Raw genomic sequence first — 21919 nt, 5'->3', positions numbered from 1 at the left:
CTCCAAAAACAAAAAGGCCGGGCAAGCCCGACCTTTCCATCCGTTTTCCGTCAATGCCAGTACATCCGTGGTCAAAGCGGTTCAACGGTCTGATGTTTCAGAGCGCGTCGATTTCCGACGCTGCTTTCACAATCAGGATCATCTGTTTTGGTTAATCTTTGGTTAACGCAACAACAGCGGCATCTTAAGACGCCCCTGACAGTTTTCATCTGAAACACTGTTGAACCCTATATCGGTATACGTACCGCCGTTTTCAAGACCCCGCCCGCCGGACTTCCTTCCAAAGAAAAAGGCCGGAAAAATCCGGCCTTTCAGTTCATGCAAGAAACCCTTTCGGGCCTGTTGCGTATCAGGCAGCGACGAGGTTGCCTGCGGACATCTTGCCAGAGCGGCGGTCCTGCATCAGCTCGTAAGAAAGCTTCTGGCCGTCGTTGAGGGCGGTCAGACCTGCGCGCTCAACAGCCGAGATGTGAACGAAAACGTCCTGCGAACCGTCGTCCGGCTGAATGAAGCCGTAGCCCTTGGTTGCGTTGAACCACTTTACTGTACCAGTCGCCATAACGATTTCCTTCCGTTGGCAATTGTATTTGCGCTGCGAGCAGCGCGGTCTTGGGGTCGAATTTGAAGGAAAAGATCGTCGTGAGCGTCTGGAAAGACGCCGAAGCTCTGGTCGTCAAACAAATATCGATGGCGAAGTACCTAGGTTGGAAGGGGCTGAAAGTCAAGTTTCTTTGAACGAAACTATCGCATCAGGGGTCCGCCAGGGCTCGAAAAAGGAAGCGCCAAATAGCAAAAACCCGGCGCGGGAGGAGGTGCGCCGGGTTCTTGAAACTGACTGACAATTGGGAGGAGGAGTATTGCCAGTCCAATCGGGCGACGCTGGGAGGAGGAGTGCGTCGCTTCGATGTTTTGAACATACAACATCGCCGCTCAAAAAACAGACATTCTATCGCAGCGCAGCATTGCGATTATTGCATAGCTTAAGCGTGACATCTTGAACAACCATTTCTAACCGCCTAACAAATACGCATGTCTATTCAATCCGTCAGAGCATTTTTTGCCGAAAAATCACCCGAGGTGACGATCATTGAAACGGAAGCCAGTTCGGCAACCGTTGCGCTCGCCGCTGAAGCACATGGCGTCGAGCCAGACCAGATCGCCAAAACGATCTGCCTCAAGGCGGGCGATGCCATTCTGCTCGTTGTCACCGCGGGTACGAAACGCCTCGACAACAGGAAATTCCGTGATCATTTCGGAACGAAACCGCGCATGCTGGGGGCGGACGAGGTGGTTGCGGTGACCAGCCATCCTGTCGGCGGCGTATGCCCCTTCGGCTTGCCGTCGCCTTTGCCGGTGTTTTGCGACATATCGCTGAGAGATTATCTTGAAGTGGTTCCGGCAGCCGGCGCTACCAATGCAGCGGTGCGGATTTCTCCCCATGTGATGGCCGAACTGACTAAAGCTGAATGGGTCGACGTCTGCCAATGACGCCGATTTGATCCGGCCTGGGCTTAACCCCGCCTTAAATTGCCGCATTTAAACTCTTCATCCTGGATTAAGGATCGCGCAGGCATAGACGCCTGAGGCCGACAAGGCACAGGCGGTCCCGCAAAAGGAGCGATTTCGGCTGGATGGCAGGCAAGGGTAAATCACGCGAACGGGTAGAACCCTCCTTCGGGGATTTCCACGAGTCCGGTGACGATCTGCGTCTTGACGCCAGCGAGCGCATCAGCGGCACTGCAAAACAGTCGCCGAAGAAACCGAAACAGGCTTCACGCCGACCCAAGACGAAAAACGAAAAGCGCGCCCGCGGCACAGGTCGGGGGGCGACGGGTTTCATCCGGTCCCTCGTCTATTGGTGCATCGTGCTGGGCATTTGGGGCGGTATCGGGATTGCCGGACTTGTGCTTTATTATGGCGCGCGCATGCCGAGTGCCAGCAGCTGGTCCATTCCAGAACGTCCGCCGAATGTGAAGATCGTTTCCGTGAATGGCAGCGTGCTTGCAAACCGCGGCACGACCGGCGGCGAGGCGCTCGCGCTGGAAGACATGTCGCCCTATATTCCACAGGCTGTGATGGCGATTGAGGACCGGCGGTTTTATTCCCATTTCGGGGTCGATCCGCTTGGTCTCGGACGTGCCATCGTCACGAATGTGCTGACGGGGCGAACCGTGCAGGGCGGCTCGACACTGACGCAACAGCTGGCGAAAAACCTTTTCCTTTCGCCGGACAGGACCCTGGAACGCAAGGTTCAGGAAGTGCTGCTGTCCTTCTGGCTGGAGCACAAGTTCACCAAGGATCAGATCCTGGCGATGTACCTCAATCGCGTCTATTTCGGATCCAACGCCTATGGCGTCGAGGCGGCCTCGCGGCGCTACTTCAACAAGTCCGCCCGCGACGTCAATCTGGGCGAAGCGGCAATGCTTGCCGGGCTTCTCAAAGCGCCCTCGCGCCTTTCGCCGGCACGGGACCCACAGGCAGCGGAAGAACGGGCGCAGGTCGTGCTGCAATCCATGCGCGACGTCGGTTTCATTACCGATGATGAGATCAAGACCGCCATGTCGCAGCCGCCGACCAAAGCGAAACGCTTCTGGTCGGGTGCCGAACATTACGCCGCCGACATGGTGCTGGAAGAGGTGCGCGGCCTGGTTGGCGAGGTCAAGCAGGATATCGTCGTCGATACGACAATCGATCCCGATCTCGAGCGCGATGCCGAAAAGGCACTGACCCACGTGCTGCAGGGCGACGGCAAAAAACAGGGCGCCTCCCAGGCGGCACTGGTTTCCATCGATGGTACGGGCGCGATCAGGGCCGTGGTGGGCGGTGCGGATTATGCCGAAAGCCAGTTTAACCGCGCTGCCAAGGCAAAACGCCAACCCGGCTCGGCATTCAAGCCCTTCGTCTACGTCGCCGCCCTCGAATCCGGGCTCACGCCCTATACCATTCGTAACGATGGGCCTGTTCGTATCGGCAACTGGACCCCGGAAAATTATGAGAAGAAATTTCGCGGCGAAGTGACACTGGCCACAGCGCTGGCCAACTCCCTGAACACCATCGCCGCCCAGCTGGTGATGGAGGTCGGTCCCGAGCGGGTGACACAGGTGGCGCATCGCATGGGCATCGAATCGGAGCTGCAGAATAATGCCTCCATCGCGCTCGGCACTTCGGAAGTGTCGCTGATGGAACTGACAGCTTCTTATGCTCCCTTCATGAATGGCGGATATAAAGCCACGCCGCACATCGTGAAGCGTATCACCGATGCCGATGGCAAGGTGCTTTATGAAAACAAATATGACAATCCGCCACGGGTGCTGAGCGAAGAAATTGCCGCCACGATGAACGGCATGCTGTCGCGCGTCATCACCGAAGGTACCGGCAAGGCCGCGCGCCTGCAGGGCTGGCAGGCAGCGGGGAAATCCGGCACCACTCAGTCTTTCCGCGATGCGCTCTTTGTTGGCTATACGAGCAATCTGACGACCGGCGTCTGGTTTGGAAACGACGACGGCACCTCCATGAAAAAGGTCACGGGCGGCGGCCTTCCTGCAAGGGCGTGGAAAGAGTTCATGACCGCGGCTCATTCCGGTCTTTCGCCTTCGCCCCTCTTCGGTCTTGGTGCAGGCGGCGTGCCGCCGCTCATGGATATGCAGCAACCGGCGCCGGAGAATGCGCCCTCCTCCATTGGCGACATCATTTCCAACGCGCTGGGCGGCGGAACGACTGATAACCGCGCCTATCCCGCGGCGCCGGCATCACCCACCCCGAATCAGCCAGATGGGCAGCCGGGAGGGCTGACGCCGCCGGCCAATATTCCTTCGCGGGATATCGAACCCCGTTATTCCGCCGGCAACGGCCCTGTGCCGCCGGCCGATATTGGCGGTGAAGCGCCTGACGTGTCGGGACCGAAACAAACCACCCTGCTCGACATTCTGATGGGGCGCTGACAGGTTTTTAAATCGTCGCCAAGTCCCGGGAACGAAGGACGAAGCGACCGAGGTCCACGTCCTTCACCCCTTTCGTTTCACGCTTTTCGGTGGCCGAACCGGCCGCCGCCCCATCCACGGCGGCGAATCGGTGCCTGAAGCGCAACACCTGCGTGCATACGTTAACTTTAGATTGATATTTGCCCAGACGCGGCTACATTTCGGATGACTTTTTAGGGTAAATGAATTATTAATCGTTCATATAAATTAAATTTCTTCTATCAAAATAAGTTTTTCAGGATCCTATATTATGTTGGGTACTAAAGGCTCATCCCATGCCGTTTTTTTCGGCGATCCCTATTCCTCGGCCATCACTTTCGAGACACCGGAAACGCAGCCCTGCACTTTTGAGAAACGGGTATCTCCACTACAACGCGGCCAGTTCGCGCTCAAAAGAACGATGGACATTGCGGGGGCGTCCATCGCCCTCGTCGCACTGGCTCCCGTCCTGCTGACGGTGGCAGCGCTCGTCAAACTCGACAGCCGCGGGCCGGTCCTGTTCTCGCAGGTCCGCTGGGGCATGAATGGACGGAAGATTCGCGTCTATAAATTTCGCTCAATGAGAACAGACATGTGCGACGCCACCGGCGTGGCGCAAACAGTGAAGAATGACCCGAGAATAACCCGCATCGGCGCCATTCTCCGGCGCACGAATATTGATGAGCTGCCACAGCTCATCAATGTGCTCAAGGGTGACATGTCGCTGGTCGGACCGCGCTGCCATGCCATCGGCATGCTGGCGGCCGGCCGTCTCTACGAGGAGCTGGTTCCGCACTATCACCTGCGGCACCGGATGCGGCCAGGCATCACGGGACTTGCCCAGATGCGGGGCCTGCGCGGGCCAACGGATCGCAGCGACAAGGCAAGGGCACGCATCGTATCCGATCTTTATTATGTCGAAAACTTTTCGGTCTGGCTGGATGTCAGGATCATGGTCGGAACGGTGATTTCCGAGTTGCGGGGCGGCAAGGGCTTCTGATCTTCAAGAGGCAAGGCAAGATTGCGAAAAGAAAAGCCCGGCATCTCTGCCGGGCTTTTCTCATGAACTGTCGTCACCTTCAATTTGTCGGCGCGGGAGCTGCAGCCGGATCCGGCAGCGGCGCCGGGTTCGCAGACAGCGTGCGGAGATAGGCAATAAGATCTGCTCTTTCCGTTTCTTTCTTCACACCCGCAAAGCCCATGGCCGTGCCTGGAACGTGCTTTTTCGGGGCTTCGAGAAAATAGTTGAGATGATCGTAATCCCAGTGCTCGGCTCCACCCTTGGAGAAATCCTTCATCGCTGCGGAGTAGCTGAAACCTTCGTGGCTGGCGATCGGCCGGTTGACGACATCGAAGAGATTGGGGCCGACCTTGTTTGCACCACCACTCTCTCCGGTATGACAGCTCGTACATTTCTTGAAGACCGCTTCGCCCTTGGCGGCGTCCGCGCTGGCGAGCAACTGTGCGATCGGGGTGGCCGCAGCCGCCGCTTCTCCGCCGCCCGTTCCGCCGCTGCTTTCTTCCGCGACGATGGCGTAACCTTCCTTTTCGGGCGCGGGCGCATGGAAAATGCCCTCGGACGCAATCGACACCGACATCAGGACGAATACTGTACCCAGAAACGCCCCAACGCCCATATTAACATAAGAATTCATCTAAACGCGCTCCCTCGCATCCGCTCGATATAACGGGCATCTTGAAATTGCTCGAAAGCTATGGCTTTTGCACAGCCTGCGCAACTTGAATAATGCTCCCCACACCGTGACGTTTTGACACTTTTCGGGCGGGATTTGAAGGGTGTCGGATGAATAATCGGGATTTCGAGAAAGCTGTCGTCCTCATACCGGCGCGAATGGCCTCCACGCGCCTGCCCGGCAAGCCGCTTGCCGACATTGGTGGCAAGCCGATGATCGTGCAGGTTGCGCAGCGGGCACGTGAGGCCGGCGCGGAGCGAATCGTCGTCGCGGTCGATGACGAACAGGTATTTTCGGCGGTTCAAAATGCCGGTTTCGACGTGATGATGACGCGTGACGACCATCAATCCGGTTCGGATCGCATTTTCGAAGCGCTGCAGAAGGCCGACCCCTATGGCAAGGCGGAATATGTCATCAATGTTCAGGGCGACCTTCCAACCATCGAGGCGGAAACTATACGCGCCTCGTTGCGCCCGCTGGAGAACGCCGCCGTCGACATTGCGACACTGACGGTCGAAATCACCGACGAGGAAGAAAAAACCAATCCGAACGTAGTGAAAGTTGTGGGCAGCCCACTTTCCGAAACACGTCTGCGCGCGCTTTATTTCACCCGCACCACCGCGCCTTACGGCGAGGGGCCGCTTTATCATCATATCGGGCTTTACACGTATCGCCGTGCTGCGCTCGAGACATTCGTGAGTCTACCGCCCTCACCGCTGGAAAAGCGCGAGCGGCTGGAGCAGCTGCGTGCTCTCGAAGCGGGCATGCGCATTGATGCCGAGATCGTCCGCTCCGTGCCGCTCGGTGTCGATACGCCGCACGATCTCGAAAAAGCCCGCAAAATTCTTGCAAGCAGAACCCTTTAACGGACAGTCCCATGAGCTTGATCACCAATCGCATTGCCTTTCAGGGCGAATTCGGCGCGAACTCCGACATGGCCTGCCGCGACATGTTTCCGAACATGGAACCATTGCCGTGTCCGACATTCGAGGACGCGTTCAACGCCATTGAAAACGGCGAAGCCGATCTCGGCATGATCCCGATCGAAAACACTCTGGCCGGCCGCGTGGCGGATATTCATCACCTGCTGCCGGAATCGCGCCTGCATATCATCGGCGAATATTTCATGCCGATCCGCTTTCAGCTGATGGTGATGCCGGGCGTGAAAAAGGACGAAATCCGCACCGTCCACAGCCACATCCACGCACTTGGCCAGTGCCGCAAGATCATTCGTTCCAACGGCTGGAAACCCGTCATCGCCGGCGATACGGCAGGATCGGCAAGGCTCGTTTCCGAAACGGGCGACCGCAGCATGGCGGCGCTTGCGCCGCGTCTTGCCGCCAGCCTTTACGGTCTCGATATTCTCGCCGAGAATGTCGAGGATTCGGAAAACAACGTCACGCGCTTCGTAGTGCTGTCCCGCGATGAAAACTGGGCCAAGCGCCAGTCGAGCGAAGAAATCGTCGTCACGACCTTCGTTTTCAACGTCCGCAACATTCCCGCGGCACTCTACAAGGCCATGGGTGGCTTTGCGACGAACGGCATCAATATGACGAAGCTCGAAAGCTACCAGCTCGGCGGCAAATTCGTGGCGACGCAATTTTATGCCGACATTGAAGGCCATCCCGATGACGAACCCGTGCGGCATGCGCTGGACGAGCTGCGCTTCTTCTCTGAAAAAGTCCGCATTCTCGGCGTCTACAAGGGCCATGCGATGCGCGGCAAGCTCAACCAGAGCTGAGCCTGCCGCGATCTCCTACTTCGGCCATTCCACCCAGTCGCGCATCAGGCGATGCGCTATGGCTCCCATGGGCGGCGCAGAAAGACCTTCGCCCGCCGGGGCCTCCAGCATCTTTGCCACCTCTTCCCGCGTGAACCAGCGGCAATCCTCAAGCTCGACCTCATCGCGTGCGATCTCAAAAGACAACGCCTCGGCATAACAGCCGATCATCAGCGTATGCGGCATCGGCCAAGGCTGGGAGGCGTGATAACGGACGCGGCCGATTTCGACGCCGGATTCCTCGTGCGTTTCACGGCGAACAGCCTGTTCGATGGTCTCACCCGGTTCCACAAAACCGGCGAGGCACGAATACATGCCCGGCGCAAAATGCGCTCCGCGGCCAAGCAGGCACAGATCGCGCTCGATATCGATCGTCATCATGATGACGACGGGATCGGTGCGTGGAAAAATAGTGTGGCTGCAGGCGGCGCAGATGCGCTTGTAGCCGCCGATTCGCAGCTCCATGGCCCCACCGCATTTCCCGCAAAAGCGGTTGTCGGCGTTCCAATGTGTGAGGCTGACGGCCTGGGCGACCTCGCTCAGCAATTCCTCTTCCAGCAGGTGATCGCGATAAAGCGTGCGGGCGTCGGCGAGCTTGTAGTGGCTCGCCAGTTGGTCTTCGGCCACGGCAACCGGAACGGCGATTCGCGGTTCGCCGGTCTCCCGATATCCAAGCAGGACGGCATTGTCGAAATCCGGCTGCAATTCGGCCAGCTCATAGGCGGAAAACAGGGGGTCGATGACCTGCTCGTCATGCTTCAGGACAAGCCGGCTGCCCGAAAAGGCAAAAATATGAGTGCCGTCGACTTTCAGGGCATCGGCAACGCATTCCTCCGTCCGCTTTTCCGCGAAACGATCGAGGGCATTTTTGGAAAAAGCCGTCAGCAGACTTGCTTCGGGATGGGGGGCAGTGGTTTCAAAAATTTTCATGGAAATCATCAGAGTGCGCCGGAGATTTTTTTCATCAAAGTTTCCTTTTCGCCCGCGGCATAAGGCACGGGCGTCCCGTGACCCCAGATGGGGCCGGGCCAGCAGGTGTCGCCTTCATTGCGGGCGATAATATGGACATGCAGTTGCCGGACGATGTTTCCCAGAGCGCCCACATTGATCTTGGTGGCCGCGGTAATTTCTTTCAAGGCGGACGCGACAAGATTGGTCTCGAATGTCAGAACGGCCTGATCAAGCGGAGTAAGATCGAACAGCTCGCTGACGCCCTCTCGCTGCGGCACCAGCACCAGCCATGGCCAGCGGCTGTCATTTTGCAAACGCAGTTCACATAGCCCCAAACGCGTCACGAGCACGCTATCGCGCGCCAGTCTTTCGTCCAGCTGGAATGTCTCCAAGGTGTCCTCCATGTTTGTTTTCATTGTGATAGCAGTTTTTTGAATGCTTGGCTTGCATTTGCTGTCGATATTGCCGATATGTGGCCCCGGGAGGTTGGTGGTGGACGAGCCACTCGCCAACCGGGTCAGGTCCGGAAGGAAGCAGCCCTAACGAGCCCGGCACGGGTCGCCGTGCCAGCCTCCCACCTTTTAAAAGACGTGCTCAGCTTTCGCCGGGCCAGTTCAGCGCCCCAAGACAAACTGGCAAAACAAACTGGCGAGGCGATGAACGACAGCGTACCCACCATATCAAGCGAATCCCAGGTCGGGACCGGCTATCGGGTACTGGCGCGCAAATATCGCCCGAAGGATTTTTCCGATCTGATGGTCGGACAGGAGCCGATGGTCCGCACGCTGACAAACGCGTTCGAGACCGGACGTATTGCGCAGGCCTATATGCTGACCGGCGTCCGCGGCGTGGGCAAAACGACCACGGCCCGCATTCTCGCCCGAGCGCTGAATTACAAAACCGACACCATCGACAAGCCGACCATCGATCTGCGCATTCCCGGTGAACATTGTCAGGCGATCATGGAAGGTCGCCATGTCGACGTGATCGAGATGGATGCCGCCTCCCATACCGGCATCGACGATATTCGCGAAATCATCGAACAGGTGCGTTATCGCCCTGTCTCGGCGCGTTACAAGGTCTATATCATCGACGAAGTGCACATGCTGTCGACGCAGGCTTTCAACGGCCTGCTCAAGACGCTGGAAGAGCCGCCGGAGCATGTGAAGTTCATCTTCGCCACAACGGAAATCCGCAAGGTTCCCATCACGGTTCTGTCACGATGCCAGCGTTTCGACCTGCGCCGCATCAGCGCCGCCGATCTCGTCGGCCTTTTTACCGCCATCGCCGGCAAGGAAGGTTTCGAAGCCGAACCGCAGGCGCTTTCGATGATCGCCCGCGCGGCGGAAGGGTCTGCCCGTGACGGCCTGTCGCTGCTCGATCAGGCAATCGCCCATGGTGGTGGCCGGGTGGAAGCTGAAGCGGTACGCGGCATGCTCGGTCTTGCCGACCGGGCCCGCATCGTCGATCTCTTCCAGCATGTCGTCAAAGGCGATGTCGCGGCCGCTCTGTCGGAATTCAACGGTCAATATGAGGCGGGCGCGAACCCGGTTGTGGTCCTTAACGATCTCGCCGATTTCACCCATCTCGTGACCCGCATGAAATATGTGCCGGATGCAGCGGAAGATCCCTCGCTTTCTGAAATAGAACGCGTGCGCGGTGCGGAATTTGCCGACACGATTGCGGTCACCGCGCTTTCGCGCATCTGGCAGATGTTGCTGAAGGGCATACCGGAAACGGAAAATGCCTCGCGCCCGGCCGGCGCTGCCGAAATGGTTCTCATCCGGCTGGCGCACGCTGCCAATCTTCCCGCACCCGAAGATGCTGCCCGGCGCTTGCTGGAGCTTTCGAACGGTGACGGGGGTTACGCCAATGGCGGACCTTCCGGCGGTGGCAATGGCGGCGGTGCGCGCGCCTATTCGTCAGCACAGACCGTGGCCGCGGGACGACCTGTCGATCTTCCCAACCAGCGCCAGGCAACGCCACAGACCTCCGCCATACTGCGCGCCATTCCAGATAGCCGCCCGCAGGAAATGCAGGTCGCAGCACCGAAAACGGAGGAGCGGCCGGAGCCGAAAGTTCCCGTCAGTTCCGTGCAGGATATTGCCGATCTGTGCCAGAAGAACCGCGATCCCGTCATGCGGGCGAAAGTGCGCAACTTCGTACGGCTGGTACGGCTGGAGCCCGGCCGGCTCGATATGCGCCTCGGGGAAGGTGCCCCCGGCTCCCTGCCCGGCGAACTTGGCGTCAAGCTCAAGGAATGGACCGGCATCCACTGGATCATCAGCCTCAGCAAGGAGCAAGGGGAACCGACCCTTGTCGAGGCTGAGGGCAACGCACGGGACGCGCGTCTCGTCGATGCACGCCAGGACCCTGATGTGGCTGCCATCCTGGCGCAGTTTCCCGGCGCAAAAATTACCGACGTGCGCATCCGCGCCGCCGCACAGGATGAGGCTGAAGAGATCGCGCCGCCATCGGTTGCCGAATCGAGCGAAGGCGACATCCTTCCTGGCGACGATATCGAGTTTTAAACAAAAAGAACAGGAGATTGGCACATGCGTGACATCATGGGCATGATGGGCAAGGTCAAGGAAATGCAGGCCAAGATGGAGAAGGTGCAGGAAGAAATCGCTGCGCTCGAAATCGAGGGGCGTGCTGGCGGCGGTCTGGTAACCGTCATTCTGAACGGCAAGGGCGAAATGCGCGGCCTGAAAATCGATCCCTCGCTGTTGAAGGAAGACGAGGTGGAAATCCTTGAGGACCTGATCGTCGCAGCGCATAAGGACGCCAAGCAAAAAGGCGAAGCGCAGGCGCAGGAAAAGATGGCTGGGCTGACCGCCGGCCTGCCGCTGCCGCCCGGCATGAAGCTGCCGTTCTGATATAACCGATCTGAAGAGAGGGCGAAGCGCATGGAGCGGGCGCCCTCCTTGTCCCATGACGGCTTCAAGCTTCCAGCATCGCGCGAAACCGGCTCGCCAGCGGCGTTTCCAGAAAGGCCCGGCGTTCGGCTGCATTGAGCTGCATGGGGCGAAAGCGCTGCAAGATGGTCGGTATTGGCAGCTTCAATCCTCGATAGGGTTTGAACACGATATCCTCCCCGGCAGCCAACATGCCGCCTTTCAGCACCCGGCAGTAGAACCCCGGTTGGCCCGCCCGACGGAAACGCAGTGCGAAATCGGGATCGCCGATGCGAACCGACAGGGTGGCGCAGGGAATGCGGGCGGCAGTCACTTCCAGCTCAACGTCATTTGCCGAGAACCTGTCGCCAACGTGGAGTTTTGCGCTGTCGACACCATCAAGAACGAGGTTCTCACCAAAAAACCCGGGTTCGACCGCAAAGCCCAGAGAGCGGGACCAGAAGTCGAGATCGGCGGAGCCCATGACGTAAATCGCCTGATCCGGCCCGCCGTGATGTTTGCGATTGCAGACGGCGTCACTGACGATGCCTTCCGCATCGACCATGACGGGACCCTGCACGGCGTGTTTGAAGATGCCCGTCTTCGTGGTCTTTCCCTGCAGCCTTTTCGCCTCGCCCCGGCACACCGCCCTGATTTTCATGAACAACCCTTTGCGCTTCATGATTCCCGTTTCCCGATTTATGCAGTAGAAAGCGCTCATGGCAAAACGAGTCACCGGCCCCGAAATCGAAAAACTGATCCAGCTCCTGGCAAAAGTGCCGGGACTTGGGCCCCGCTCGGCGCGACGGGCAGCACTGCATCTCATCAAGAAGAAGGAACAGCTTCTCGGGCCGCTGGGCCATGCCATGGGCGAGGCCTATGACAAGGTGAAGATTTGCTCCTGCTGCGGCAACGTCGATACGATAGACCCCTGCACCGTCTGCGCCGACGACCGGCGCGACCAGTCGGTCATCATCGTGGTGGAAGATGTGTCTGATCTCTGGGCGCTGGAGCGGACGGGTGCGATGAACACTGCCTATCACGTGCTGGGGGGCACGCTGTCGCCGCTCGACGGGGTCGGGCCCGAGGACCTGAACATCAAGGGCCTGATCGACCGTGTGAGCGCCGGCGGCATCCGCGAGCTCATCATCGCCGTCAATGCGACGGTGGAAGGGCAGGCAACCGCCCATTACATCACCGACCGCCTCTCCGGTCTCGACATCAAGATCACCCGGCTTGCGCATGGCGTGCCGGTGGGCGGTGAGCTCGATTATCTCGACGAGGGCACTTTGACGGCCGCGCTTCGGGCGCGAACGACAATCTGAAGTCCCCCTCCCTCCCCGTCATTCAAAGAGGAGACCGAATGCGAAACCGTTTTGCCCCGAAGGCACTGGCTGCCCTTCTTTCCGTTTTTTCAGCAACGACGGCGTTGGCGCAATCGGCACCGACAGGAGCAGCGGCAGCCCGATATGATGCCGAATTTAATGCCTGGCTGAAAAAGGAAATCTGGCCGGAAGCGCGCAAGGCCGGCATTTCGCAAAGGACGCTTGAGGCCACGCTCAGCGGTCTCTCCATCAGCTGGAACCTGCCCGATCTCGTCATTCCCGGCCAGAAGCCGCCGAAGGAGCAGAGCCAGAGCCAGGCGGAATTTTCCTCGCCCGGCGCCTATTTCTCGGAAAAGCGGCTGCAGGGTCTTGCCGCCACCGGGCGTTCGCTTGCTTCCACCCACCGGGCGACGCTGCGCCGGATAGAGGCGAAATACGGTGTGCCGGGTGATATCGTCGTTGCGATCTGGGGCCGTGAATCCGGTTTCGGCCGAGCCAAGCTGCCGCATTCCGTGGTCGATGTGCTGGCAACGAAAGCCTATATGTCCACCCGCAAGGAGATGTTCCGCACCGAGCTGATCGATGCGCTGAAGATCGTCGACAGTGGCGATATCGCGGCCTCTCGCATGATGGGCTCCTGGGCCGGCGCGCTCGGCCAGCCGCAGTTCATGCCATCGAGCTATCTCAAATATGCCGTGGACTTTGATGGCGACGGCCACCGTGACATCTGGAACTCCGTGCCGGACGCGTTGGCATCCATAGCTAACTATCTTTCTCAGCGCGGCTGGCAACGCAATCGCGACTGGGGTTTCGAAGTCTCGATCCCCGCCAATGTTTCCTGCGCGCAGGAAGGGCCTGATCTCGCACGACCTGTGGCGGACTGGGCGAAAATGGGCATCACGCGCATTTCCGGAAAAGCCTTCCCGGCCAATGACCTCTCTGCCGATGGCATGATGCTGGTCCCGGCTGGGCGACACGGGCCGGAATTTGTGGTGACGCCGAATTTCTACGTCATCAAGGAATATAATAATTCCGATCTCTATGCGCTTTTCATCGGCAATCTCGCCGATCGCATCGCCCACGGCGCGGGGCCGTTCCAGGGGGAATGGGGCAATGTTGGATCGATGCTGCGCTCGGATGTTCTGGCAATGCAGAAGGCGTTGGTTGCCAAGGGCTATGATGTCGGCAAGGCAGATGGCCTCGCAGGTTTCAAGACGCGCCGCTCACTCGGGGACTGGCAGTTGAAAAACGGGCTCGCTCCAACCTGCTTTCCCGATGCGACGTTGAAGGCGAAGATGAAGTAGCGTTGCTGGCAGCGTGTGAAAACTCTCCTCCGTCATGCTCGGGCCTGTCCCGAGCATCTGCAACCGATTGATTTAATGATAGGTGTTTGGATCCTCGGGACAGGCCAGAGGATGACGGGGAGTGAGTGGGAAGGGCATCGCCACTCACTTATCCATCGTCTCTCAATGCTGATCGGTATGAGGCTTGTGAAAGATATCGTCGGTCGGCGGGATGGTCTGACGTTCGATCATCCGGTGCACCCGTGGCCGCGTCTTGCCGCGGTGAAGCTCCAGCAGCCGGTCCCAGGCCTCTGCATCTGCCTGGGTGCGGCGGTGATTATGGCGGACATATTCCACCCAGGTCGGCACGTGGTAGCTTTCCGTCCAGATGTCGGGGTTTTCGAGATCCCGCATCAGGTTCCAGTTGCGCGCGCCGTCACGAATGCGAATGCGGCGGCGCTCGGCCATCAGCGGCAGGAATTCGCCGAGATCCTCGTCATGGATTTCATAATCGATGAGAATGGCGATGGGCCCGCTGCGCGGCTTGATGTCCAGTCTCAGCGGCGGCTCCACGAAACGGTTGAGCGGATCAAGATTGAGCGAGGCGAAGGCTGGCATGGCGAGTTTGAGGCCGACGACGACACCGAGCAGCATCAGTGCGCAGGAACAGAGCAGCGAATAGGAAATGCCGTAATCTTCCGCCAGCTCACCCCACAGCCAGCTGCCGACCGCAATGCCGCCGAAGGTGAGCGTCTGGTAAAGCGAGAGCGCCCTGCCAACCACCCATCGCGGGGTGGAGAGCTGGACAATGGTATTGAAGAGCGACAGTGCCAGCACCCAGCAGGCGCCGGCAACGGTCAGCACCAGTGACGTGATGATCGCGCTCGTGCTCACCGCCGTTACGCCGGCGCTGAAGGCGAAGCCTAGAAATGCGACGCGCACGATCCATTCGCTGGACAGCACCTCGCGCAATCTCGCGCTGATCAGCGCACCGCCAATCGCGCCGACGCCGAAGGCACCCAGCATGACGCCATAGGTCAGCGGGCCGCCCTCCACCAGGTCGCGGGCGACGATGGGCATCAAGGCGAGGATGGCGCTGGCTGAAAGGCCGAAAAGGAAGCCGCGCACCAGCACCTTGCCGATATTGGGCGACATCGCCACATAACGCATGCCGGCCGAAATGGCGGCCAAAAGCTGCTCCCGCGGCAGGGTCGAGGCATATTTGGGCGGCTGCCAGCGAAACAGGGCGTAGATCAGCGTGAAATAGCTCAGCGCATTCACGAAAAATGCGGCGGCCGCACCGGCGGCGGCGACGATGATACCGCCGATGGCCGGGCCGACACTGCGGGTAATATTGAAGCCGACACTGTTCAGCGTGACGGCGGCGGGCAAATCCTCGCGCGGCACCATTTCGCCGACGGAGGCCTGCCAGGACGGATTGTTGAGGGCCGTGCCACAGCCGATCATAAAGGTGAAGAAGAGCAGCAGCCAGGGCGTGAGCCAGCCGGACCAGGCAAAGACCGTCAGCAGCACGGACGCCGTCAGCATCAGCAGCTGCGCCGAAATCATGATGCGGCGGCGGTCGAAACTATCGGCCAGCGCGCCTGAAATCAGCGAGAACAGCATGATCGGCAAAGAGGTGGAGGCCTGCACCAGCGCGATCATGTTTTCCGAACTGGAGAGCGACGTCATCATCCATGCGGCGCCCACCGCCTGGATCAATCCGCCGAAATTCGAGGCAAGGCTCGCGATCCAGATTCGTCTGTAAGTCAAATGCCTTAAAGGCGCGAGTGGCGATTTACGGTCAGGCACGCTCTGTCCACTTGATGCAACTGCGATTTATTAAACGGCAACTATAGACAGTGCCGAAAATCATGCCAGCCTTTCCCGCACGGGAAGGGTGAAAATATGGCCGAGGGCGCAGCGGAAGCGAGTCTACCCGCGAAAACCTTGCAATCCTGCACCGATGGGTCTATATGACCACTGAAATTCTTGATCGCTTGATGAAGAGTGGGGCCGCAAGGCTCCGCTCTTTTTCGTTAGGCGAACCGGAAACAGAGGGCTGAAAGCCCGGCGACAATCCAAAACCGGAAGGCCAGATGGCAGACACCGCACACGAACCGCGACTTATAACCGAAACCGGCATCGACCAGCGTATTGCCGAGATCATCGAACCCGTTCTGACGGGTATGGGCTATGTTCTGGTGCGCGTGCGGCTTTCCAATCAGAACGGCATGACGCTGCAGGTGATGGCGGAACGGGAAGACGGCACGATGACCGTTGAGGACTGTGAAGCCATTTCCATGGCCATTTCACCGGTTCTTGATGTGGAAGATCCGGTCGATAAAGCGTATCATCTTGAAGTTTCCTCGCCCGGCATCGACCGGCCGATGGTTCGCAAATCGGATTTCACCCGTTGGCAGGGCCATCTGGTGAAGGTCGAAACCTCCATTCTGGTCGAGAACCGCAAGCGGTTTCGCGGCAAGATCGTTGAGGTTGATGCTGACGGTTTCAAGCTGGAACGCGACCAGATCGCTTATGGCGAAGAGCCGACAGTCGTTATTCCGTTCACTGCGCTTTCCGATGCGAAGCTCATTCTGACGGACGACCTTATTCGTGATGCGCTGCGGGCAGACAAGGCGGCCAAGGCCGCTGCCGCAAACCAGAACGACGAAAACGAAGCAGACGAAGACTAATTCCAACGTAAAGCCCGGAAAACGGGCGATCCCCGCAATTATGCGACTTACGGAGATAAAAAAATGGCAGTGAGTGCTAACCGGCTTGAGCTTCTGCAGATCGCCGATGCTGTGGCGCGCGAAAAGGTCATCGACCGCGAAATCGTGCTTGCCGCAATGGCCGACGCTATCCAGAAAGCCGCCCGCTCGCGCTATGGTTCGGAAACCAACATCCGCGCTGATATCAACTCCAAGACCGGCGAAATCCGCCTGCAGCGTCTTCTGGAAGTTGTCGAAGCGGCTGAGGACTATTCGACCCAGATCCCGCTGGAGCTTGCCCGCGACCGCAACCCGGACGCCAAGCTGGGCGACTTCATTGCCGATCCGCTGCCGCCAATGGATTTCGGCCGTATCGCTGCCCAGTCCGCCAAGCAGGTCATCGTGCAGAAGGTGCGCGAGGCCGAGCGTGACCGCCAGTATGACGAGTTCAAGGACCGTATCGGCGAAATCGTCAACGGCACCGTCAAGCGCGTCGAATACGGCAACGTCATCGTCGATCTCGGCCGTGGCGAAGGCATTATCCGTCGTGACGAGATGATCCCGCGCGAAAACATGCGCTACGGCGATCGCGTACGCGCCTACGTCTACGACGTTCGCCGCGAACAGCGTGGCCCGCAGATTTTCCTGTCGCGTACCCATCCGCAGTTCATGGTGAAGCTCTTCACCATGGAAGTTCCGGAAATTTACGACGGCATCATCCAGATCAAATCGGTTGCCCGTGATCCTGGCTCACGCGCCAAGATCGCCGTCATCTCGAACGACAGCTCGATCGATCCGGTCGGCGCCTGCGTCGGTATGCGCGGTTCGCGCGTTCAGGCCGTCGTCGGCGAACTCCAGGGTGAGAAGATCGACATCATTCCGTGGAGCCAGGAGCCGGCGTCGTTCATCGTCAACGCCCTGCAGCCGGCGGAAGTCGCCAAGGTCGTTCTGGATGAAGAATCCGAGCGTATCGAAGTGGTCGTTCCCGACGAGCAGCTGTCGCTCGCCATCGGCCGCCGCGGTCAGAACGTGCGTCTGGCATCGCAGCTGACCGGCTGGGACATCGACATCATGACCGAGCAGGAAGAATCCGAGCGCCGTCAGAAGGAATTCAACGAGCGTACGGCCCTGTTCATGGAAGCGCTCGACGTCGACGAAATGGTCGGCCAGGTTCTGGCTTCGGAAGGCTTCGCGCAGGTTGAAGAACTGGCTTATGTGGATCTCGACGAAATCTCCTCGATCGATGGCTTCGACGAAGACACCGCCGATGAAATCCAGACCCGCGCCCGCGAATATCTGGAACGCCTGGAAGCCGAAATGGACGCCAAGCGCAAGGAACTCGGCGTTTCCGACGAATTGCGCCAGATCGACGGCCTGACCTCGCAGATGATGGTTGCGCTCGGCGAAGACGGCATCAAGACCATCGAAGACTTTGCCGGCTGTGCAGCGGACGATCTCGTTGGCTGGAGCGAGCGCAAGGACGGCGAGACGAAGAAGTTCGAAGGCATCTTCTCCAAGCTCGATGTTTCGCGCGTCGAGGCCGAGAACATGGTGGTGCAGGCTCGCCTTCTGGCAGGCTGGATCACCGCCGAAGAGCTCGCTTCCGAACAGGAAGCCGATGCGGAAGCTGCCGAGGAGGCGGATACCGCCGAGCAGGAATGACATCGCAGGCGCATGAGCCGGACGAGCTGCCCGAGACTGACGATGACGGGCGGATCAAAGGCGACGTCAATGGACGTATGTGCATTGTGACACGGCAGAGCGGATCGCCAGATGAGCTGATCCGCTTCGTCGCAGGCCCGGACGGCAACGTCGTTCCGGACCTGAAACGCCAATTGCCGGGACGCGGCTGCTGGGTGACACCCGAGCGCGCCCTGATCGAGAAAGCCATCGCGAAGAAGCTCTTCGCGCGGGCTCTGAAACGTGACGTCAAGGCCGGGCCTGAGCTTCTCGCTCTTCTCGACCGTCTGATGGCGCAGCATGTGGCTGGCATGATGAACATGGCGCGCAAGGCGGGCCAGTTCATCAGCGGCGCGACGAAGGTCGATGCTGCCGTCCGGTCCGGGAACGCGATCGCCGTGTTTCACGCGACCGACGCTGCGGCCGATGGCGTCAGAAAACTGGACCAGGCCCGCAAGGCCTGGGCACTCGGCAGCGATGCCGGCAATGAAATTCCGTCCTTCCGGCTCTTTAGCGAAGCCGAAATGGACGAGTTGATGGGCCAGAATGCTTTTATCCATGCCTGCGCGCTTGCAGGGCAGGCGGGTGAGGGTGTAGTGAAGCGCGCAACGATGCTTGAGCAGTACCGCAATGGCGGTCGGGCTCATGCGGAACGCGACGCTGCCCGGACAGAACAATGACGCGGTTGCCCGATATGAACGGTCGCCGCGTTCCGATGCAGCAATTGAACGACGAGACCTGATGAACGTCATCCGGTTCTCGTCCGAAGGAACGGGAACGGAATGACCGACAACAACGACGACAAGACACTCAACGCGCCTGCCAAGAAGACTCTTACCCTGAAGCCGGGCGGGATGAATCAGGGCACCGTGCGGCAGGATATGGGTCGAGGTCGCACCAACGCGGTTGTCGTGGAAACACGCAAGCGCCGCCCCATGCGTCCCGAAGACGAGAAGCAGGTACATTCGGCTGCGGCCCCCGCTCCGAAGCCAGCGGCTCCCGCCGCAGCAGCACCGCGTCCACAGGCTCCGCAGCCACGCATCCACCAGCCCAGCAACCAGCAGCAGCGTCCGGGTTCTTCCCCTTCGCAGCAGCAGCGTCCCGGCTCGTCTGCGCCCCAGCAGCGCCAGCCGGAACGTCCGCGCGGCAATGTTCTGCATGACCTTTCCGCCGGTGAAATGGAAGCCCGTCGCCGCGCATTGATGGAAGCGCAGGCCCGTGACGTCATTGAAGCCAAGCAGCGCGCCGAAGAAGAGGCTCGCCGCAAGGTGGAAGAAGAACGCCGCATTGCCGCGGAAAAGGAAGAGGCCGCCCGCCGCGCCGCCGAGGAGGCTGAAGCAGCAAAGCTCGCGGCAAGCCAGCCGGCCGCGGAAGCGAAATCCGAACCGGCCGCTGAGAAGCCGGTTTCTGCCGCTCAGCCGGCGCCCCGCGCCGAGGCTCGTCCTCAGCCCGCCGCTGCCCCTGCCCGCCCGGCAACCGAAACCGCCGCTCCGCGCGGTCGCCGCACTGACGGCGACGAGGAGGACGATCGCGGTGCACGCCGTGGTAACCTGCCAGTCCGTGGCAAGGTTGCAGCGCCGGCGCCGGCCAAGCCGGCTGCACGCCTGAAGACAGAAGAAGAACGCCGCCGTGGCAAGCTGACCGTAACCTCGTCCAACCTGGATGAAGACGGTACGCCACGTGGCCGCTCCATGGCATCCATGCGCCGCCGGCAGGAAAAGTTCCGCCGCAGCCAGATGCAGGAGACCCGTGAAAAGGTAATGCGCGAAGTGATCCTGCCGGAAACTATCACCATTCAGGAACTGTCGCAGCGCATGTCGGAACGTGCCGTCGACGTCATCAAGTTCCTGATGAAGGAAGGCCAGATGATGAAGCCGGGTGACGTGATCGACGCCGATCTGGCGGAACTGATTGCGGTCGAATTCGGCCACACAGTCAAGCGCGTTTCCGAATCCGACGTGGAAGAAGGCATCTTCAACCAGGCGGACGACGAAGGCGAAATGCTGCCGCGTCCGCCCGTCGTGACGATCATGGGTCACGTCGACCACGGCAAGACCTCGCTTCTCGACGCCATCCGTCAGGCGAACGTTGTTGCCGGCGAAGCCGGTGGCATCACCCAGCATATCGGCGCCTATCAGGTCGAGAAGAACGGTCAGAAGATCACCTTCATCGACACCCCCGGCCACGCCGCCTTCACCGCCATGCGTGCCCGTGGTGCGCAGGCGACGGATATCGCCGTTCTGGTGGTTGCCGCAGACGACAGCGTGATGCCGCAGACGATCGAGTCCATCAACCACGCCAAGGCGGCGGGTGTTCCAATCGTCGTTGCGATCAACAAGATCGACAAGCATGAGGCCAACCCTGAAAAGGTTCGCCAGCAGCTTCTGCAGCACGAAGTCTTCGTGGAATCGATGGGTGGTGAAGTTCTTGACGTCGAAGTTTCGGCCAAGAACAAGCTCAACCTCGACAAGCTGCTTGAAGCGATCCTGCTGCAGGCCGAAATCCTTGACCTCAAGGCGGACCCGAACCGCACGGCGGAAGGTACGGTCATCGAAGCCGAGCTCGACCGCGGCCGCGGCGCCGTTGCCACGGTTCTGGTTCAGAAGGGCACGCTGAAGCCCGGCCAGATCATCGTTGCCGGTGATCAGTGGGGCCGTGTGCGCGCGCTCGTCAACGACAAGGGCGAACATGTCAAGGAAGCCGGTCCGGCCATGCCGGTCGAGATTCTCGGCCTTTCCGGCACGCCGTCGGCGGGTGACCGTTTCGCGGTTGTCGAAAACGAAAGCCGTGCTCGCGAGATTTCCGAGTACCGCCAGCGTCTGGCACGCGACAAGGCTGTCGCACGTCAGACCGGCCAGCGCGGTTCGCTGGAACAGATGATGAGCCAGTTGCAGACGTCGGGAATGAAGGAATTCCCGCTGGTCATCAAGGCAGACGTGCAGGGTTCGGTCGAAGCCATTATCGCTTCGCTCGACAAGCTCGGCACCGACGAAGTCCGCGCTCGTATCGTTCATTCGGGTGCTGGTGCCATCACGGAATCGGATATCTCGCTTGCCGAGGCCTCCAACGCCGCAATCATCGGCTTCAACGTTCGCGCCAATGCACAGGCACGTACGGCTTCCGAACGCGCCGGTATCGAGATCCGCTACTACAACATCATCTACGATCTGGTGGATGATGTGAAGGCGGCGATGTCGGGTCTGCTTTCGCCGGAACGTCGCGAGACCTTCCTCGGCAATGCCGAAATCCTCGAGGTGTTCAACATCACCAAGGTCGGCAAGGTCGCGGGTTGCCGCGTCGTCGAAGGCAAGGTGGAACGTGGTGCGGGTGTTCGTCTGGTACGCGACAACGTCGTTATCCACGAAGGCAAGCTCAAGACCCTCAAGCGCTTCAAGGACGAAGTCAACGAAGTGCCTGTTGGTCAGGAATGCGGTATGGCCTTCGAAAACTACGAAGACATCCGCGCCGGCGACACCATTGAGTGCTTCCGCGTCGAACACATCACGAGAACGCTCTAAAGCATTTCCAGGAAAAGTGGACCCCCGGTTTTCCGTCCGGAAATGCGATAGAACAAAGAGCGTTCTCGCCGCAAAACAGGACTTTACTGTCGGGCGCCGGCTTACCGGCGCTCGCTCC

At 59.7% G+C, this 21919-nt stretch carries 19 protein-coding genes and 1 other RNA gene; 14 read left to right on the top strand and 6 right to left on the bottom strand.

Annotation, left to right across the window (positions count from 1 at the left end; translation table 11 throughout):
- Nucleotides 1–349: 349 nt before the first annotated feature.
- Complete coding sequence (locus tag K7A42_RS15450; protein WP_003492998.1) at nt 350–559, bottom strand: cold-shock protein; 210 nt, start codon at nt 557–559, stop codon at nt 350–352.
- A 470-nt stretch (nt 560–1029) separates the two neighbouring features.
- On the opposite strand from K7A42_RS15450, the gene K7A42_RS15445 reads away from it, so the two are divergent.
- The 3 genes from K7A42_RS15445 (at nt 1030) to K7A42_RS15435 (ending at nt 4959) form a co-directional block, all read left to right on the top strand.
- On the top strand, nt 1030–1488 hold the full coding sequence (locus K7A42_RS15445; protein ID WP_004439110.1) for a YbaK/EbsC family protein: 459 nt from the start codon (nt 1030–1032) through the stop codon (nt 1486–1488).
- A 143-nt stretch (nt 1489–1631) separates the two neighbouring features.
- Complete coding sequence (locus K7A42_RS15440; RefSeq protein WP_112766020.1) at nt 1632–3941, top strand: transglycosylase domain-containing protein; 2310 nt, start codon at nt 1632–1634, stop codon at nt 3939–3941.
- A gap of 289 nt (nt 3942–4230) precedes the next feature.
- On the top strand, nt 4231–4959 hold the full coding sequence (locus K7A42_RS15435; RefSeq protein ID WP_244405434.1) for a sugar transferase: 729 nt from the start codon (nt 4231–4233) through the stop codon (nt 4957–4959).
- 79 nt (nt 4960–5038) lie between these two features.
- Here the strand turns inward: K7A42_RS15435 and K7A42_RS15430 are convergent, their stop codons facing one another.
- Complete coding sequence (locus K7A42_RS15430) at nt 5039–5614, bottom strand: c-type cytochrome (RefSeq protein WP_004439101.1); 576 nt, start codon at nt 5612–5614, stop codon at nt 5039–5041.
- 149 nt (nt 5615–5763) lie between these two features.
- On the opposite strand from K7A42_RS15430, the gene K7A42_RS15425 reads away from it, so the two are divergent.
- Nucleotides 5764–6519: a 3-deoxy-manno-octulosonate cytidylyltransferase gene (locus tag K7A42_RS15425; protein WP_004439098.1), complete on the top strand. Its 756-nt coding sequence runs from the start codon at nt 5764–5766 to the stop codon at nt 6517–6519.
- Between the two features lie 11 nt (nt 6520–6530).
- Entirely contained in the window at nt 6531–7394 is an 864-nt protein-coding gene (locus K7A42_RS15420) for a prephenate dehydratase (RefSeq protein ID WP_004439096.1), read from the top strand.
- A gap of 15 nt (nt 7395–7409) precedes the next feature.
- Here K7A42_RS15420 and nudC read toward each other — a convergent pair whose 3' ends face one another.
- The gene (gene nudC / locus K7A42_RS15415) at nt 7410–8372 is read right to left on the bottom strand and encodes an NAD(+) diphosphatase (protein WP_077986523.1); all 963 of its coding nucleotides are present in this window, start codon (nt 8370–8372) and stop codon (nt 7410–7412) included.
- Nucleotides 8372–8800 (bottom strand): HIT domain-containing protein, encoded by a 429-nt coding sequence (locus K7A42_RS15410; RefSeq protein ID WP_006699828.1) that lies wholly within the window; start codon nt 8798–8800, stop codon nt 8372–8374. The genes nudC and K7A42_RS15410 overlap by 1 nt, the downstream gene beginning before the upstream one ends.
- Nucleotides 8801–8865: 65 nt before the next feature.
- Here K7A42_RS15410 and ffs point away from each other — a divergent pair.
- From ffs to K7A42_RS15395, 3 genes are all read left to right on the top strand, one after another.
- Nucleotides 8866–8962: signal recognition particle sRNA small type (gene ffs / locus K7A42_RS15405), an RNA gene on the top strand.
- 78 nt (nt 8963–9040) lie between these two features.
- Nucleotides 9041–10915 carry a DNA polymerase III subunit gamma/tau gene (locus tag K7A42_RS15400; protein WP_282455512.1) on the top strand — a complete coding sequence of 625 codons (1875 nt, stop codon included), beginning with the start codon at nt 9041–9043 and terminating at the stop codon, nt 10913–10915.
- Nucleotides 10916–10939: 24 nt separating this feature from the next.
- Entirely contained in the window at nt 10940–11263 is a 324-nt protein-coding gene (locus K7A42_RS15395) for a YbaB/EbfC family nucleoid-associated protein (protein ID WP_004439084.1), read from the top strand.
- A 64-nt stretch (nt 11264–11327) separates the two neighbouring features.
- Here the strand turns inward: K7A42_RS15395 and K7A42_RS15390 are convergent, their stop codons facing one another.
- Nucleotides 11328–11963, bottom strand: coding sequence for an MOSC domain-containing protein (locus K7A42_RS15390; protein ID WP_072493778.1), 636 nt, complete (start codon nt 11961–11963; stop codon nt 11328–11330).
- Nucleotides 11964–12000: 37 nt separating this feature from the next.
- Between K7A42_RS15390 and recR the strand changes: the two genes are divergently transcribed.
- Both recR and K7A42_RS15380 read left to right on the top strand, forming a co-directional pair.
- Nucleotides 12001–12606 (top strand): recombination mediator RecR, encoded by a 606-nt coding sequence (gene recR, locus K7A42_RS15385; protein ID WP_003507177.1) that lies wholly within the window; start codon nt 12001–12003, stop codon nt 12604–12606.
- Nucleotides 12607–12644: 38 nt separating this feature from the next.
- Nucleotides 12645–13910, top strand: a complete 1266-nt coding sequence (locus K7A42_RS15380; RefSeq protein ID WP_282455511.1) for a lytic murein transglycosylase — start codon at nt 12645–12647, stop codon at nt 13908–13910.
- A gap of 162 nt (nt 13911–14072) precedes the next feature.
- On the opposite strand, the gene K7A42_RS15375 is transcribed toward K7A42_RS15380, so the two are convergent.
- Nucleotides 14073–15701: an MFS transporter gene (locus K7A42_RS15375; protein ID WP_004439071.1), complete on the bottom strand. Its 1629-nt coding sequence runs from the start codon at nt 15699–15701 to the stop codon at nt 14073–14075.
- A 287-nt stretch (nt 15702–15988) separates the two neighbouring features.
- On the opposite strand from K7A42_RS15375, the gene rimP reads away from it, so the two are divergent.
- From rimP to infB, 4 genes are all read left to right on the top strand, one after another.
- A complete protein-coding gene (gene rimP / locus K7A42_RS15370; protein ID WP_004439068.1) occupies nt 15989–16585 on the top strand; it encodes a ribosome maturation factor RimP in 597 nt (198 codons plus the stop codon).
- A 63-nt stretch (nt 16586–16648) separates the two neighbouring features.
- Nucleotides 16649–18265: a transcription termination factor NusA gene (gene nusA, locus K7A42_RS15365; protein WP_003524306.1), complete on the top strand. Its 1617-nt coding sequence runs from the start codon at nt 16649–16651 to the stop codon at nt 18263–18265.
- Nucleotides 18262–18963, top strand: a complete 702-nt coding sequence (locus K7A42_RS15360; protein ID WP_035206477.1) for an RNA-binding protein — start codon at nt 18262–18264, stop codon at nt 18961–18963. The genes nusA and K7A42_RS15360 overlap by 4 nt, the downstream gene beginning before the upstream one ends.
- A gap of 102 nt (nt 18964–19065) precedes the next feature.
- A complete protein-coding gene (gene infB / locus K7A42_RS15355) occupies nt 19066–21801 on the top strand; it encodes a translation initiation factor IF-2 (RefSeq protein ID WP_004439058.1) in 2736 nt (911 codons plus the stop codon).
- The last annotated feature ends 118 nt before the right edge of the window (nt 21802–21919 follow it).

The organism is Agrobacterium sp. InxBP2 (assembly GCF_026191755.1).
GTDB lineage: Bacteria > Pseudomonadota > Alphaproteobacteria > Rhizobiales > Rhizobiaceae > Agrobacterium > Agrobacterium pusense.
Note: the sequence above shows the minus strand (reverse complement) of the source record. Positions and strands in the feature narration are given on the sequence as shown.

What these genes read in the sequence shown, in the direction of transcription:
- K7A42_RS15450 (WP_003492998.1), bottom strand. Translation starts at nt 559, where the DNA reads ATGGCGACTGGTACAGTAAAGTGGTTCAACGCAACCAAGGGCTACGGC.
- K7A42_RS15445 (WP_004439110.1), top strand. Translation starts at nt 1,030, where the DNA reads ATGTCTATTCAATCCGTCAGAGCATTTTTTGCCGAAAAATCACCCGAG.
- K7A42_RS15440 (WP_112766020.1), top strand. Translation starts at nt 1,632, where the DNA reads ATGGCAGGCAAGGGTAAATCACGCGAACGGGTAGAACCCTCCTTCGGG.
- K7A42_RS15435 (WP_244405434.1), top strand. Translation starts at nt 4,231, where the DNA reads ATGTTGGGTACTAAAGGCTCATCCCATGCCGTTTTTTTCGGCGATCCC.
- K7A42_RS15430 (WP_004439101.1), bottom strand. Translation starts at nt 5,614, where the DNA reads ATGAATTCTTATGTTAATATGGGCGTTGGGGCGTTTCTGGGTACAGTA.
- K7A42_RS15425 (WP_004439098.1), top strand. Translation starts at nt 5,764, where the DNA reads ATGAATAATCGGGATTTCGAGAAAGCTGTCGTCCTCATACCGGCGCGA.
- K7A42_RS15420 (WP_004439096.1), top strand. Translation starts at nt 6,531, where the DNA reads ATGAGCTTGATCACCAATCGCATTGCCTTTCAGGGCGAATTCGGCGCG.
- nudC (WP_077986523.1), bottom strand. Translation starts at nt 8,372, where the DNA reads ATGATTTCCATGAAAATTTTTGAAACCACTGCCCCCCATCCCGAAGCA.
- K7A42_RS15410 (WP_006699828.1), bottom strand. Translation starts at nt 8,800, where the DNA reads ATGAAAACAAACATGGAGGACACCTTGGAGACATTCCAGCTGGACGAA.
- K7A42_RS15400 (WP_282455512.1), top strand. Translation starts at nt 9,041, where the DNA reads ATGAACGACAGCGTACCCACCATATCAAGCGAATCCCAGGTCGGGACC.
- K7A42_RS15395 (WP_004439084.1), top strand. Translation starts at nt 10,940, where the DNA reads ATGCGTGACATCATGGGCATGATGGGCAAGGTCAAGGAAATGCAGGCC.
- K7A42_RS15390 (WP_072493778.1), bottom strand. Translation starts at nt 11,963, where the DNA reads ATGAAGCGCAAAGGGTTGTTCATGAAAATCAGGGCGGTGTGCCGGGGC.
- recR (WP_003507177.1), top strand. Translation starts at nt 12,001, where the DNA reads ATGGCAAAACGAGTCACCGGCCCCGAAATCGAAAAACTGATCCAGCTC.
- K7A42_RS15380 (WP_282455511.1), top strand. Translation starts at nt 12,645, where the DNA reads ATGCGAAACCGTTTTGCCCCGAAGGCACTGGCTGCCCTTCTTTCCGTT.
- rimP (WP_004439068.1), top strand. Translation starts at nt 15,989, where the DNA reads ATGGCAGACACCGCACACGAACCGCGACTTATAACCGAAACCGGCATC.
- nusA (WP_003524306.1), top strand. Translation starts at nt 16,649, where the DNA reads ATGGCAGTGAGTGCTAACCGGCTTGAGCTTCTGCAGATCGCCGATGCT.
- K7A42_RS15360 (WP_035206477.1), top strand. Translation starts at nt 18,262, where the DNA reads ATGACATCGCAGGCGCATGAGCCGGACGAGCTGCCCGAGACTGACGAT.
- infB (WP_004439058.1), top strand. Translation starts at nt 19,066, where the DNA reads ATGACCGACAACAACGACGACAAGACACTCAACGCGCCTGCCAAGAAG.